The sequence below is a fragment of the Streptomyces lucensis JCM 4490 genome (genome assembly GCF_014650035.1).
Classification (GTDB): domain Bacteria; phylum Actinomycetota; class Actinomycetes; order Streptomycetales; family Streptomycetaceae; genus Streptomyces; species Streptomyces lucensis.
In genome coordinates this window covers 200,740-214,385 of sequence record NZ_BMUE01000001.1, presented here as the reverse complement: position 1 = coordinate 214,385, position 13,646 = coordinate 200,740, and the positions used below count along the sequence as shown (strand labels likewise).

Sequence of the window (13,646 nt, the reverse complement as noted above, 5' to 3'; positions counted from 1 at the left end):
CACGGCAACGGCGGCCCCGGAGGTTCCGGGGCCGCCGCCGACGTCCGTCACGCGCGCGCGTGCGTCACTTCTTGCTGCTGTAGTTCGGCGCCTCGACCGTCATCTGGATGTCGTGCGGGTGGCTCTCCTTCAGGCCCGCCGAGGTGATGCGCACGAACCGGCCCTTGGACTCCATCTCCTCGATGGTGGCGGCGCCCACGTAGCCCATGGTCTGGCGCAGGCCGCCGACGAGCTGGTGCAGCACGTTGGCGAGCGGGCCGCGGTAGGGCACCTGGCCCTCGACGCCCTCGGGCACGAGCTTCTCGTCGGTGGTGACGTCGGCCTGGAAGTAGCGGTCCTTCGAGTACGACCTGCCCTGGCCGCGGGACTGCATGGCGCCCAGCGAGCCCATGCCGCGGTACGACTTGAACTGCTTGCCGTTGATGAAGAGCAGTTCGCCCGGGGACTCCTCGCAGCCGGCGAGGAGGCTGCCCAGCATCACCGTGTCGGCGCCGGCGGCCAGCGCCTTGCCGATGTCGCCGGAGTACTGCAGGCCGCCGTCGCCGATCAGCGGGACACCGGCGGAACGGGCCGCGAGGGACGCCTCGTAGATGGCGGTGACCTGGGGGACGCCGATGCCCGCGACGACGCGGGTGGTGCAGATGGAGCCCGGGCCCACGCCCACCTTGATGCCGTCCACACCGGCGTCGATCAGCGCCTGGGCGCCGTCGCGGGTGGCGACGTTGCCGCCGACGACGTCGACGTCCACGCTCGACTTGATCTTGGCCATCCAGCTCAGGGCGTTGCTGTTGTGGCCGTGCGAGGTGTCGACGACCAGGAAGTCCACACCGGCCCCGGCGAGCGCCTGGGCGCGCTCGAGCGCCTCGGGGCTGGCGCCGACCGCGGCGCCGACGAGCAGCCGGCCCTCGGCGTCCTTGGCGGCGTTGGGGTACTTCTCGGCCTTGACGAAGTCCTTGACCGTGATCAGGCCCTTGAGGACGCCCGCGTCGTCCACCAGCGGCAGCTTCTCGATCTTGTGCTTGCGCAGCAGCTCCATGGCCTCGGGGCCGGAGATGCCGACCTTGCCGGTGACCAGCGGCATCGGCGTCATGACCTCGTGCACGCGGCGGGTGCGGTCGCTCTCGAAGGCCATGTCGCGGTTGGTCACGATGCCGAGCAGCTTGCCGGCGGGGTCGGTGACCGGGACACCGCTGATGCGGAACTTGGCGCACAGCGCGTCCGCCTCGGCGAGCGTGGCCTCCGGGTGCACCGTGATCGGGTCGGTGACCATGCCGGACTCGGACCGCTTCACCAGGTCGACCTGGTTGACCTGGTCCTCGACGGAGAGGTTGCGGTGCAGCACACCGACGCCGCCCAGCCGGGCCATCGCGATCGCCATGCGGGACTCGGTCACCTTGTCCATCGCCGCCGAGAGCAGCGGGATGTTCACCCGCACGTTGCGGGAGATGCGGGACGAGGTGTCGACCGCGTTGGGGAGCACCTCGGATGCGCCCGGCAGCAGCAGCACGTCGTCGTAGGTCAGCCCGAGTGTCGCGAATTTACCGGGCACTCCGTCGACGTTTGCAGTCATGACACCTTCCCCAAATGGCCTTGATCGGTGCGGATGTCCATGCTAACGGCAAGCCTCGCTAGCAAATTCCACGTCAGGGAGTCGCTTCAGGCTTCGTATGTTCGTACGGGAACGGAGGTGTGCCCGTTCAGCGGGACGGGCTCCGGAGCTCCGCCAGGGGAGTTACTGCTCGGCCAGCGCGCGCAGGCGGCTCAGCGCCCGGTGCTGGGCCACGCGGACCGCGCCGGGTGACATTCCCAACATCTGCCCCGTCTCCTCCGCGGTCAAGCCCACGGCGATGCGCAGCAGAAGCAGTTCCCGCTGGTTCTCGGGGAGGTTGGCCAGCAGTTTCTTGGCCCACTCGGCGTCGCTGCTGAGCAGGGCCCGCTCCTCGGGGCCCAGGGAGTCGTCCGGGCGCTCGGGCATCTCGTCGGACGGCACCGCGGTGGACCCCGGATGGCGCATCGCGGCGCGCTGGAGGTCGGCGACCTTGTGCGAGGCGATGGCGAAGACGAAGGCCTCGAAGGGGCGCCCGGTGTCGCGGTAGCGGGGCAGCGCGAGGAGGACAGCGACGCAGACCTCCTGGGCGAGGTCCTCGACGAAGTGGCGCGCGTCGCCGGGGAGCCGGGACAGCCGGGTGCGGCAGTAGCGCAGCGCCAGCGGGTGGACGCGCGCGAGCAGGTCGTGCGTGGCCTGCGCGTCCCCCTCGACGGCGCGGTGCACGAGCGCACCGATCACCCCGTGGGCCGTGCCCGCCTCGTCGTCGCGCATCGGTCCATGGTGCCCTGCGGCCGTGTGGTCCGCCGCATCGTGCTGATGGTTGTGCACTGAAGCGTTATGAGCAGGTGCGCCGGCACTCATCCCCTGCGCCCTCCCCTTCCGCTCGACCGACTCGTCCCCGAGAGACTCCACACCTCAAGGATGCGGCATCCGCGCCAAAACGAGCAGCGCGCGTCCGGAGGGGCGCCTTGCATTCCGTACGCCCGCGTGTTCCACGCGGTGGTGCGCCGGACGTGCGTACGGCCCGGGCTCGAACGCCCCGACCGCCGCCGTACGCCCCGGGCCCGGGTACGGGCACCGGCCGGCGGCGACCGTGCGGCGCCGCGACGGGACATGCCCGGTCGCGGTGCGGCTCACACCTTCGAGGTGACCGACGCCATGCCGGGGGTACGGCCCGGCACGAGTGCCCGGGGGCATGCGCGGGCGCCGCGCCTCGCGCACCGAGCGGGGACCGGGCGGGCGGCCGGCGGCACTTCCCGGCCTCCGCAGGGGACGGCCCGGACGCGCCGGTGCGTCCCGGCTGCCGGCCGGCCCCGCGTCCGTGAGTGACGCGGCGCGGGCCGCCCGGTCCCGCCTCACCGCCCGGACGCTGCCGGAAGATGCGGAGCCGCCCGGAGACCGTCGAGGCCAGGGCATGTGGCACCGGCCCCGGTCCTGGGCCGTGTCCGCGAAGTCGCGTCGTTCACCCGCAGGGCGGGCGTCGCGGCGTCCGGTGCGTGCTCTCGGCATGCCGGCCGGATGCCCTCGTACCGGGCGTAGGCGAGCGCGCGTGCCGGGCGTCGCGACGCGGGCGCGACTTCGCGGACACGGCCCAGGGCCGGTCGGCGGACGCAGCGCCCCCGGAGCCGGGAGCGGCGCCCGGTGCGATGCGGACCCGCCTGCCCCGCGGGGCCGCGCACGTCCTACCGGACCAGTCCCCAGCGGAAGCCGAGTGCCACCGCGTGGGCGCGGTCCGAGGCGCCGAGCTTCTTGAACAGGCGCCGGGCGTGGGTCTTGACCGTGTCCTCGGACAGGAACAGCTCGCGGCCGATCTCGGCGTTGGAGCGGCCGTGGCTCATGCCCTCCAGGACCTGGATCTCGCGCGCGGTGAGCGTGGGCGCGGCGCCCATCTCGGCCGAGCGGAGCCGGCGGGGGGCCAGTCGCCAGGTCGGGTCGGCCAGCGCCTGCGTCACCGTGGCCCGCAGCTCCGCGCGCGAGGCGTCCTTGTGCAGGTAGCCCCGGGCGCCGGCGGCGACCGCGAGGGCCACGCCGTCGAGGTCCTCGGCCACGGTCAGCATGATGATGCGGGCGCCCGGGTCGGCGGACAGCAGCCGGCGCACGGTCTCGACGCCGCCCAGACCGGGCATGCGTACGTCCATCAGGATCAGGTCGGAGCGGTCGGCGCCCCAGCGGCGGAGGACTTCCTCGCCGTTGGCCGCCGTCGTCACGCGCTCGACACCGGGCACGGTCGCGACCGCGCGGCGGAGCGCTTCTCGGGCAAGCGGGGAGTCGTCGCAGACGAGGACGGAAGTCATGACCGCCCTCCGCAGCTGATGCGCGTCACCTTGAGCCTCCAGGCTGGTACGGAATCGTCACCTGTGCGGTCGACCGTCTCGGACGCCTGCCCGAGCGCTTGTGTTTTCAACCGCCTCCGCACTCTCAACGACGGTCACTCGAAAGAGTTACGGGGCTGCGTGCCATCTTCGGCACTCTACGTGAGGGCGCCGACACGGTGCAGACATGCCCGTTGGACTCTCAACTTTTCATCACAACCTATGCCCCATTCAGCCCTTTTTCTTCCCGTTTCGCGGTGTCCGGGGCTAGATTCGCAATGAGTCATATTTTCATCTCCTTAGACCGGACACATACGGTTATTGCCACCGTATCCACCCAGAACGGCTACAAGGGGTCACGCAATGGCAGATTTCTCCCGCCTTCCCGGACCGAACGCGGACCTGTGGGACTGGCAGCTGCTGGCTGCCTGCCGAGGGGTGGACAGCTCGCTCTTCTTCCACCCGGAGGGTGAGCGCGGAGCGGCTAGGAGTGCACGCGAGAACTCGGCCAAGGAGGTCTGCATGAGGTGCCCGGTCCGTGCGGAGTGCGCCGCCCACGCCCTGGCGGTGCGCGAACCGTACGGAGTCTGGGGCGGCCTGACCGAGGACGAGCGCGAAGAGCTGATGGGGCGGGCACGCAACCGCCTGGTGTCGGCGTCGACCACAAGCGGGGACACCGCCCAGCACCACTGAAGGAACGTTTCTGCACCCATCGCCCGCCGGGTGCGGTCACTCTCCACCGGGCACGCACGCGCGCGCCCGCGATGCCGCGGGCCCCTGCCGGCGCGGGCAACGGCCTCTGCTGACGCGCCGGACGACCGGCGCGCCCCACGCCGGCCCTATGACCGCCCGACCCCCCGAGCCGCCCGGGCCAGCTGTTCCAGCGTCGCCGCCACGGTCGGCACCTGTGCCAGGTCGGGCAGGGTGAGGGCGACGATCTGCCGCCGTACCTCCGGTTCCAGCCGTACGACCCGCGCGCCCCTCGGCCGTACCGACTCCACCGCCAGCTGCGGCAGCACGGCCACCCCCAGCCCGGCGCCGACCAGGCCGACCACCGCCGGGTAGTCGTCGGTCGCGAAGTCGATGCGCGGGGTGAAACCGGCCCCCTCGCAGACCTGCACCAACTGTCCGCGGCAGCGCGGGCAGCCCGCGATCCACGGCTCCTGGGCCAGCTCGCCGATGGCGACGCTCTCCGCGCGCGCGAGCCGGTGCCGTTCCGGGACCAGGGCCACCAGGCGGTCCGCGAGCAGGGGACGTACGACCAGGTCGTCCCAGTCCTCGGCGACCGCCGCACCCTCGTAGCGGAAGGCGAGGGCCAGGTCGCAGTCGCCCTCGCGCAGCAGCTCGACGGACCTCGGGGGCTCGGCCTCCTCCAGCGAGACGCGGGTACCGGGGTGGGCCGCGCGCAGGGCGGCCAGGGCGGTGGGGACCAGGGTGGAGCTGCCGCTGGGGAAGGAGACCAGCCGGACCCGGCCGGCTCGCAGGCCCGCGATGGCGGCGACCTCCTCCTCGGCCGCGGTGAGCCCGGCGAGGATGCCGGAGGCGTGCCGCACCAGGGCCTCGCCGGCCTGGGTGAGGCGCATCTCGCGGCCGGCGCGGACGAGCAGCGGCGTGCCGACCGAGGCCTCCAGGGCCTTCATCTGCTGGCTGACGGCGGGCTGGGTGCAGCCCAGTTCACGCCCCGCCGCGGAGAAGGATCCGGTGGTGGCGACGGCGCGCAGGACGCGGAGATGACGGGCCTCGATCACCGATCGAGCATAAGCGCTTCTTGGGGGCGGCGTCCCATATTCGGTGGCGGCTTTGAGGAGATCGCGTACCGTGCGGGCATGAAGCTTCTCTCCGTCAATCTGGGCAGCCCGCGGCCGGTGCCGTACACGGACCAGCCGCAGGGCCTGACCGGCATCGACAAGAAACCGGCCGACGGGCCGGTGCGGGTGGCGGCGCCGGGTCCGAAGGGGGTCGGCGCGAGCGGGCTCGCCGGGGACGCCGTGTGCGACACGCGGCACCACGGCGGCGACGACAAGGCGGTGTACGCGTTCGCGCGCGAGGACCTCGACGCCTGGGAATGCGAACTCGGCCGCTACCTCGCCAACGGCTCCTTCGGCGAGAACCTGACGACGGACGGCCTGGACGTCTCCGGCGCGCTGATCGGCGAGCGCTGGCGGATCGGTTCCGGGGTGGTGCTGGAGGTGGCCTCGGGGCGGATCCCGTGCCGTACATTCCAGGGCCATCTGGGCGAACGCGGGTGGGTCGGGAGATTCACCCGGAAGGGCGCGACGGGCGCCTACCTCCGGGTGATCGAGCCGGGCGAGATCAGCGCGGGCGACCCGATCGAGGTCGTGCACCGTCCGGAGCACGGGGTGACGGCCGCGTTGCAGTTCCGCGCGGTCACCACCGAGCGGGAACTGCTGCCCGGGCTGCTCGCCGCGGGCGAGGCGCTGGACGCCGAGACCCTGGCGAAGGCACGCGCGTACGCCGCCGCCCAGGCGCGCTGAGGGACACCGGGACGCGCTGACGGCCCGGCGGGGTGCCGGGAGGCCCCGCGGGGCCGTCACCGCACCGGAAGCCGTGGGTCCGGGTCACTACCCTTGGGCCATGACAACGGCTCTGATTACGGGATCGACCGCGGGGATCGGCGCCGCGTTCGCGCGGCGGCTGGCGGCTGACGGGCATGACCTCGTCCTGGTGGCGCGGGACACCAGGCGGTTGCGCGAACAGGCGACCGAGCTGCACGACCGGCACGGGATCGAGGTCGAGGTGCTGACCGCCGACCTCGCCGAGGACCGGGGCATCGAGGCGGTCGCCGACCGGCTCGGCGACCGCAAGAGCGCGGTCGACCTGCTCATCAACAACGCCGGTTTCGGCAACAAGGGCCGCTACCTCGACGTGTCGATGGCCGACGAGCTGAGGATGCTCAAGGTGCACTGCGAGGCGGTGCTCCGGCTGACGTCGGCGGCGGCCGGGGCGATGCGGGAGCGCGGGCGGGGCGGCGTCGTCAACGTCGCCTCGGTGGCCGCCTTCGTGCCCCGGGGCACGTACGGGGCGTCGAAGGCGTGGGTCGTGCAGTTCACCCAGGGCGCGGCGAAGGACCTGGCCGGTACGGGCGTCCGCCTGATGGCCCTGTGCCCCGGTTTCGTGCGCACCGAGTTCCACCAGCGGGCCGGTATGGGCACGGACAACATCCCGGGGTGGATGTGGCTGGACGCCGACAAGCTGGTCGCGGCCGCCCTGGCGGACCTGGCCCGGGGCAAGTCGCTGTCCGTCCCGGACCCCCGCTACAAGGCGCTGATGGGCCTGGTGAAGATCACCCCGCGCGGGCTGCTGGGCGGGATCAGCTCCCGGACGGGGCGCAAGTACGGGCCCCAGTGACGAGTACGGCCCCCGTGGGACAGGCCCCGATAGCGAGCAGGGGCTCCCGTGGGACGGGCCCCGGCAGGACGGGTGACGCCCGTGTTCCGGTGGGAAGATGGGCGGGACGGTACCCGACCAGGGGGGCCGGAGGCGGCGTCATGACCTTCGTACAGCTCATCGAGTGCAGGACGAGCCGGCTGGACGAGATGAACCGGCTCATCGACGACTGGGTCGAGCAGACCAGGGGCAGGCGGACGGCGACGCACGCGGTGGTGGGCACGGACCGCTCGGACGCGTCGCACATCGTCGAGGTGGTGGAGTTCGGGTCGTACGAGGACGCGATGCGCAACTCGAACCTCCCGGAGACCGACCGGATCTTCCAGGGCATGGTCGCGCTCTGCGACGAGATGCCGACGTTCACCGACCTCGACGTCGTACGGGACGAGGCGCTGTCGGTGGACACCGTGCGGCGTTTCTTCGAGGCGCTCGCCACCCCGGGCGACCTGCCTCCCCTCAACGACCTGCTCGACGAGGACGTCCACAGCCACGATCCGGTGAACCCGCAGGACACGATCGGCCTGGACAGCGTCCGCAGCGAGTACCGGATGTGGCGCGGCGCCTTCGACTTCGCGTTCACCGTCGAGGACGTCCTCGCCCAGGGTGACCAGGCGTGCGCGCGCTGGACGTGGAACGCGACGCACAAGGCCGACTTCCTGGGCGTCCCGGCCACCGGCAGGCAGGTCACCATGACCGGCATGACCCTGTTCCGCTTCGGCGCCCACGGCAAGATCACCGAGACGTGGTGGCAGCACGACCAGCTGGGGCTGATGCAGCAACTGGGTGCGCTGGACGAGCTGGAGCAGTGAGGAAGGAAGGGCGAACCCTGTCCACCGCCCGAAACGCCGGGTGCCCAGCCCCCCGCAGGGGACTGGGCACCGTTCGTCCGGCTGGGCCGGGCGCAGCGATCAGTGGGCGTGGCCGTGGCCGTGGCCCGCGGCGGCCGGCTCTTCCTCTTCCTTCTTCTCGACGACCAGGGTCTCGGTCGTGAGCAGCAGGGAGGCGATGGAGGCCGCGTTCTCCAGGGCGGAGCGGGTGACCTTGACCGGGTCGATGACGCCGGCCTTCACCAGGTCGCCGTACTCGCCGGTGGCGGCGTTGTAGCCCTGGCCCTTCTCCAGGTCCTTGACCTTGGAGACGATGACGTAGCCCTCCTGGCCGGCGTTCTCGCCGATCCAGCGCAGCGGCTCGACCACGGCGTTGCGGACCACGGCGACACCGGTGGCCTCGTCGCCGGTCTTGTCGAGGTTGCCCTCGAGGACCTTGGAGGCGTGGACCAGTGCGGAGCCGCCACCGGAGACGATGCCCTCCTCGACCGCGGCGCGGGTCGCGGAGATGGCGTCCTCCAGACGGTGCTTCTTCTCCTTCAGCTCCACCTCGGTGGCGGCGCCGACCTTGATCACGCACACGCCGCCGGCCAGCTTGGCGAGGCGCTCCTGGAGCTTCTCGCGGTCCCAGTCGGAGTCGGTGCTCTCGATCTCGGCCTTGATCTGCGCGACGCGGCCTTCGACGTCCGCCTTGTTGCCGGCGCCGTCGACGATCGTGGTGTCGTCCTTGGTGACGGTGATGCGGCGGGCGGAGCCGAGCACGTCGATGCCGACCTGGTCGAGCTTGAGGCCGACCTCCTCGGAGATGACGGTGGCGCCGGTGAGGACGGCCATGTCCTGCAGCATCGCCTTGCGGCGGTCGCCGAAGCCGGGGGCCTTCACCGCGACGGCGTTGAAGGTGCCGCGGATCTTGTTGACGACCAGGGTCGACAGGGCCTCGCCCTCGACGTCCTCGGCGATGATCAGCAGCGGCTTGGAGGAGTTGGTCTGGATGACCTTCTCCAGCAGCGGCAGCAGGTCCGCGATGGCGGCGATCTTGCCCTGGTGGATCAGGATGTACGGCTCGTCGAGGACGGCCTCCATGCGCTCCTGGTCCGTGACGAAGTACGGCGACAGGTAGCCCTTGTCGAAGGCCATGCCCTCGGTGAAGTCCAGCTCCAGACCGAAGGTGTTGGACTCCTCGACGGTGATGACACCATCCTTGCCGACCTTGTCCATCGCCTCGGCGATCAGCTCGCCGACCTGCTGGTCCTGGGCGGACAGCGCGGCGACGGCGGCGATGTCGGACTTCTCGTCGATCGGGCGGGCCGTGGCGAGCAGGTCCTCGGAGACGGCCTTGACCGCGGCGTCGATGCCCTTCTTCAGGGCGGCCGGGGAGGCGCCGGCGGCGACGTTCCGCAGGCCCTCGCGCACCAGCGCCTGGGCCAGCACGGTGGCGGTGGTGGTGCCGTCACCAGCGATGTCGTTGGTCTTGGTCGCCACCTCCTTCACCAGCTGCGCGCCGAGGTTCTCGTACGGGTCCTCGATCTCGACCTCGCGGGCGATCGTGACACCGTCGTTGGTGATGGTGGGGGCGCCGAACTTCTTGTCGATGACGACGTTGCGGCCCTTGGGGCCGATCGTCACCTTCACCGTGTCGGCAAGCTTGTTGACGCCGCGCTCGAGGGCGCGACGGGCGTCCTCGTCGAACTTCAGGATCTTCGCCATGACAGCGGGAGCCCTCTCGGAAATCTGTGAACGGAAAATGCACTGCGCCCCGGGCGCCCGGCTTCTTATGTGGTCGCGGGGGCCAGGGGCGCAGCGTCAAGCATCAAAAGTGCTCGAGGTGACTTACTTCTCGATGATCGCGAGGACGTCGCGAGCCGAGAGGACGAGGTACTCCTCGCCGTTGTACTTCACCTCGGTGCCGCCGTACTTGCTGTACAGGACGACGTCGCCGACCTTGACGTCGAGCGGCAGGCGCTCGCCGTTCTCGAAGCGGCCCGGACCCACGGCGAGGACGGCGCCCTCCTGGGGCTTCTCCTTCGCGGTGTCCGGGATGACCAGGCCAGAGGCGGTGGTCTGCTCGGCGTCGAGCGGCTGGACCACGATGCGGTCCTCGAGCGGCTTGATGGCAACCTTGGAGCTGGTGGTCGTCACGATCCGACCTCCCCCTTCGGAGATCTCACGGGGTTTCACTGTCTGAGGTGGCGACCAGGTCGATCCGTCGTCGCGGGTGCCGGACCTGCCCGTCGCGTTGTTGGCACTCTCACGCGTCGAGTGCCAGAGCCGAGACTATGACCGCGATTAGCACTCGGTCAAGCGGAGTGCCAATTGCCGTGCGGCGCGTCGGCGGGGTGGGGGTCTGCGGGCCCCCGGTCGCGCTGTCTGGGGGCTGCCGCTCCCAGGCCCCAGCTTCGGCCTGTACGGCCTCGTCCTCAAACGCCGGACGGGCTGGGTGGGGACGGCCGGACGGGCTGGGTGGGGACGGCCGGACGGGCTCGGCGAGTACAGCGCCGATCGGTCAGCACAGCCGGATCGGCTGGGGTTCTACAGGTAGTCCTCCAGACGGCCCACCGTCAGGCCGCGTTGCCGTGCTCCGCGCAGGATTCTCGTCGTGCGTGTCGTGAGGGGTGGGCCCGTGGACTCGTCGGGGCCCACCAGGACGATGTCGCCGGGGCGCAGGTGGTGGTCGCCGCGGGTGTAGGCGAGGCCGGCCGGGGTGAGCGCGGCGCGCCACAGGACGAGGGCGGTGATGCCGCAGTCCGCCGCGGCGCGCAGGGTCGTGGTGTCGTACGTGCCGTAGGGCGGGCGGAAGAGACGGGGGCGGGCGCCGAGGCGGGTCCGGAGCCGGTCCTGCTGGCCGCAGATCTCGGCGCGCTGTCCGGCGTACGGCTGCCCGCCCAGGGCGCGGTGGTCGAGGGTGTGGTTCTGGATGCCGGCGCCGAGGCGGCGCAGGCGGGCGAAGTGGCCGTAGCCGGGGCCGGCGACGCTGTCGGTGAGGAACATGCTGACGGGGAGGCGGAGTTCGCGGACCATGTCGACGAAGCGGGGGTCCTTCTCGGCGCCGTCGTCGTAGGTGAGGAAGACGACACGGTCCCGGGTGGGGACGTGGTCCACGACGCGGGGCAGGGCGCGGCCCGCGGTGTGCGGGCCGCGGGCGAGGGGCCGGGCGGTGGGCCGGGGCGGGCGGGGCAGGGGCTCGGTCAGGCCCCAGCGGCGGTAGGCCCGGTCGGGGGCGGGGCGGGGCTGGCGTACGCCCTCGGCGGCCTTCTTGCCCAGGCGCTCGATCGGGTCGACGGACTGCGCGCACCCGGCGAGCAGCAGGGCCGGGGCGAGGGCCGAGGCGACGACCCCGGCCAGGCGGCCCCGCACCCGCTTCACAGGTAGTCCTCCAGGCGGGCCACGGCGTAGCCCTCGCGCGTGACCTTGTTCAGGAAGCGGCGCATGTCGTCGACCATCGTGCCGTCCCAGTCGTCCCGGCCGCGGAAGTGGGTGAGGACGATGTCGCCGGGGCGCAGCTTCTGGTCGTCCTCGCGGTACTCCCAGTGGTCGACGAAGACCTCCTCGTTCCAGATCGGCGCGTACTTGATGCCGCACTCCTTGGCGGCGACCAGGGTGTCCTGGTTGTAGTTGCCGTAAGGCGGGCGGAAGACGGTGGGCGCCCTGCCGAACTGCTTCTGCATGACGGCCTGCATGCCGCAGATCTCGTCCTTCTGCTCCTCGTAGGACAGGCCAGGCAGGTAGGGGTGGTGCAGGGTGTGGTTGTTCAGGGTGTGCCCGAAGGAGCGCATCCGGCGGAAGTAGGCGTAGTCGTCCTTCACCAGGTAGTCGCTGAGGAAGGCGGTGTAGGGGATCTTCAGGTCCCGCATCATGGCGAGGAACCGGGGGTCCTTCTCGGCGCCGTCGTCGATCGTCAGGAAGACGACCTTCTGCCTGGTGGGGATCGTGGTGAAGACCGGCGGCAGTGCCCAGTCCTCCTGGTGGTCCACCTCGAACCCGGCACGGGCGGTGATCTTCGGCTTCACCCTGGGCGGCGGTGGGGGCGTCAGCGGGACCCGGTCCACCTGCCAGCGCCGGGCGGCGGCCACCAGACGGGCGTGCTCGGCGGCCCGGGCGGCGGCGGGGTCCGCGGCGCGGGCGCGGGCGGGGCCGCCCTGGCCGGTCGCGCCGTGGGTGGTGTCGGGGTTCGAGCAGCCGGAGAGAAGGGCGGCGGACGCGAGGGCGGCGGCGCCGCATCCGAGGGCCAGACGCCTGAGATGGGACCTATTTTTGTCATTTTGTCCTACTGTTCGCATGGTGCCGGATCCTCCCAGGACCCGGCCCGTGACCCGGGCCGACACCTCCGCCGCGGGCGCACCATCCACCGACTGGCCCACAATGACCCGGTGAACGACCTCGACCTCCTCCTCACCCCAGAAGGCCGCGCCCTCCTCGACGAGGTGCGCGACACCGAGCCCGCGCAGGAGCTGGCCGTCGCCACCCGGCTGCGCCGCGACCACCCGGCCGAGCTGGTGTCGGCCGCGCTCGGCCAGGCGCGGCTGCGGCAGCGGGCGGCGGCGAAGTTCGGGGCCGAGGACGCCGGGCGGATGTTCTTCACGCCGAACGGGGTCGAGCAGTCGACGCGGGCCGGCGTGGCGGCCTACCGGGCGCGGCGCTTCGCGGAGCTGGGCGTGACCTCGGTCGCCGACCTGTGCTGCGGGATCGGCGGCGACGCCATCGCACTGGCACGGGCCGGCATCCGGGTGCTGGCGGTGGACCGGGACCCGCTGACGGCCGCGGTGGCGCGGGCCAACGCCGAGGCGCTGGGCCTGGCCGGCCTGATCGAGGTGCGGGAGGCCGACGTCACGGCCGTGGACACGTCCGGGTACGACGCGGTGTTCGTGGACCCGGCCCGGCGGGGCGGCCGCGGCCGGATCTTCGATCCGGAGGCCTACTCCCCGCCCCTGTCATGGGCCGTCGGCGCGGCCCGTACGGCGCCCCGGGCGGCGCTCAAGATCGCGCCGGGCGTCCCGCACGAGGCGGTGCCCGCCGACGCCGAGGCCGAGTGGGTGTCCGACGGCGGGGACGTGAAGGAGGCGGTGCTGTGGTTCGGCACCGGCGCGCCGGGTGCCGTACGGGCCACCCTGCTGCCCGGCCCGCGCACCCTGCCCGGCCGGGGTCTGCCGGACCCCGATGTGCGGCCCGTGGGCCGTTACCTGTACGAGCCCGACGGCGCCGTGATCCGCGCGCACCTGATCGCCGAGGTGGCCGAGGAGGTCGGCGGCGGACTCGTCGACGCGACGATCGCGTACGTCACCGCCGACGAGCTGCGGCCCACCCCGTTCGCCTCGGCCTACCGGATCACCGACCAGCTCCCCTTCGGCGTCAAGAAGCTGAAGGCCCTGCTGAGGGAGCGGGAGGTCGGCACGCTGACCGTGAAGAAGCGGGGCTCGGCGGTCGAGCCCGAGGAACTGCGCAGGAAGGTCAAACCGCAGGGCCCCCACTCCGCCACGGTCTTCCTCACCCGCGTCGCGGGCGCCCCGACGATGCTGATCGGCCACCCGGCGCCCTGACGCCCTGACGCCCTGT

The 13,646-nt window shown here is 72.0% G+C and carries 13 protein-coding genes; 5 read left to right on the top strand and 8 right to left on the bottom strand.

Going from position 1 to position 13,646, the window contains the following annotated elements; all coding sequences use genetic code 11:
• Nucleotides 1-64: 64 nt before the first annotated feature.
• From guaB to IE177_RS00965, 3 genes are all read right to left on the bottom strand, one after another.
• Nucleotides 65-1,570, bottom strand: coding sequence for an IMP dehydrogenase (gene guaB / locus IE177_RS00975; RefSeq protein ID WP_190012742.1), 1,506 nt, complete (start codon nucleotides 1,568-1,570; stop codon nucleotides 65-67).
• Nucleotides 1,571-1,732: 162 nt separating this feature from the next.
• Entirely contained in the window at nucleotides 1,733-2,320 is a 588-nt protein-coding gene (locus tag IE177_RS00970; protein WP_190012741.1) for a sigma-70 family RNA polymerase sigma factor, read from the bottom strand.
• Nucleotides 2,321-3,231: 911 nt separating this feature from the next.
• A complete protein-coding gene (locus IE177_RS00965; protein WP_003948568.1) occupies nucleotides 3,232-3,843 on the bottom strand; it encodes a response regulator transcription factor in 612 nt (203 codons plus the stop codon).
• Between the two features lie 381 nt (nucleotides 3,844-4,224).
• On the opposite strand from IE177_RS00965, the gene IE177_RS00960 reads away from it, so the two are divergent.
• Nucleotides 4,225-4,554, top strand: coding sequence for a WhiB family transcriptional regulator (locus tag IE177_RS00960; RefSeq protein WP_190012740.1), 330 nt, complete (start codon nucleotides 4,225-4,227; stop codon nucleotides 4,552-4,554).
• 146 nt (nucleotides 4,555-4,700) lie between these two features.
• On the opposite strand, the gene IE177_RS00955 is transcribed toward IE177_RS00960, so the two are convergent.
• Entirely contained in the window at nucleotides 4,701-5,609 is a 909-nt protein-coding gene (locus IE177_RS00955; protein ID WP_190012739.1) for a LysR family transcriptional regulator, read from the bottom strand.
• Between the two features lie 78 nt (nucleotides 5,610-5,687).
• On the opposite strand from IE177_RS00955, the gene IE177_RS00950 reads away from it, so the two are divergent.
• The 3 genes from IE177_RS00950 (at nucleotide 5,688) to IE177_RS00940 (ending at nucleotide 8,078) form a co-directional block, all read left to right on the top strand.
• Nucleotides 5,688-6,356: an MOSC domain-containing protein gene (locus tag IE177_RS00950; protein ID WP_190012738.1), complete on the top strand. Its 669-nt coding sequence runs from the start codon at nucleotides 5,688-5,690 to the stop codon at nucleotides 6,354-6,356.
• A gap of 100 nt (nucleotides 6,357-6,456) precedes the next feature.
• On the top strand, nucleotides 6,457-7,230 hold the full coding sequence (locus IE177_RS00945) for an SDR family NAD(P)-dependent oxidoreductase (protein WP_190012737.1): 774 nt from the start codon (nucleotides 6,457-6,459) through the stop codon (nucleotides 7,228-7,230).
• A gap of 140 nt (nucleotides 7,231-7,370) precedes the next feature.
• Nucleotides 7,371-8,078 (top strand): ester cyclase, encoded by a 708-nt coding sequence (locus IE177_RS00940; RefSeq protein WP_190012736.1) that lies wholly within the window; start codon nucleotides 7,371-7,373, stop codon nucleotides 8,076-8,078.
• 99 nt (nucleotides 8,079-8,177) lie between these two features.
• Here the strand turns inward: IE177_RS00940 and groL are convergent, their stop codons facing one another.
• The 4 genes from groL to IE177_RS00920 form a co-directional block, all read right to left on the bottom strand.
• The gene (groL, locus tag IE177_RS00935) at nucleotides 8,178-9,803 is read right to left on the bottom strand and encodes a chaperonin GroEL (protein WP_190012735.1); all 1,626 of its coding nucleotides are present in this window, start codon (nucleotides 9,801-9,803) and stop codon (nucleotides 8,178-8,180) included.
• 123 nt (nucleotides 9,804-9,926) lie between these two features.
• Entirely contained in the window at nucleotides 9,927-10,235 is a 309-nt protein-coding gene (groES, locus tag IE177_RS00930; protein ID WP_020132158.1) for a co-chaperone GroES, read from the bottom strand.
• Between the two features lie 390 nt (nucleotides 10,236-10,625).
• Complete coding sequence (locus IE177_RS00925; RefSeq protein ID WP_373304985.1) at nucleotides 10,626-11,459, bottom strand: polysaccharide deacetylase family protein; 834 nt, start codon at nucleotides 11,457-11,459, stop codon at nucleotides 10,626-10,628.
• A complete protein-coding gene (locus tag IE177_RS00920) occupies nucleotides 11,456-12,373 on the bottom strand; it encodes a polysaccharide deacetylase family protein (protein ID WP_190012734.1) in 918 nt (305 codons plus the stop codon). The genes IE177_RS00925 and IE177_RS00920 overlap by 4 nt, the downstream gene beginning before the upstream one ends.
• A 90-nt stretch (nucleotides 12,374-12,463) precedes the next feature.
• Between IE177_RS00920 and IE177_RS00915 the strand changes: the two genes are divergently transcribed.
• On the top strand, nucleotides 12,464-13,630 hold the full coding sequence (locus IE177_RS00915) for a THUMP-like domain-containing protein (RefSeq protein ID WP_373304984.1): 1,167 nt from the start codon (nucleotides 12,464-12,466) through the stop codon (nucleotides 13,628-13,630).
• Nucleotides 13,631-13,646 lie beyond the last annotated feature (16 nt).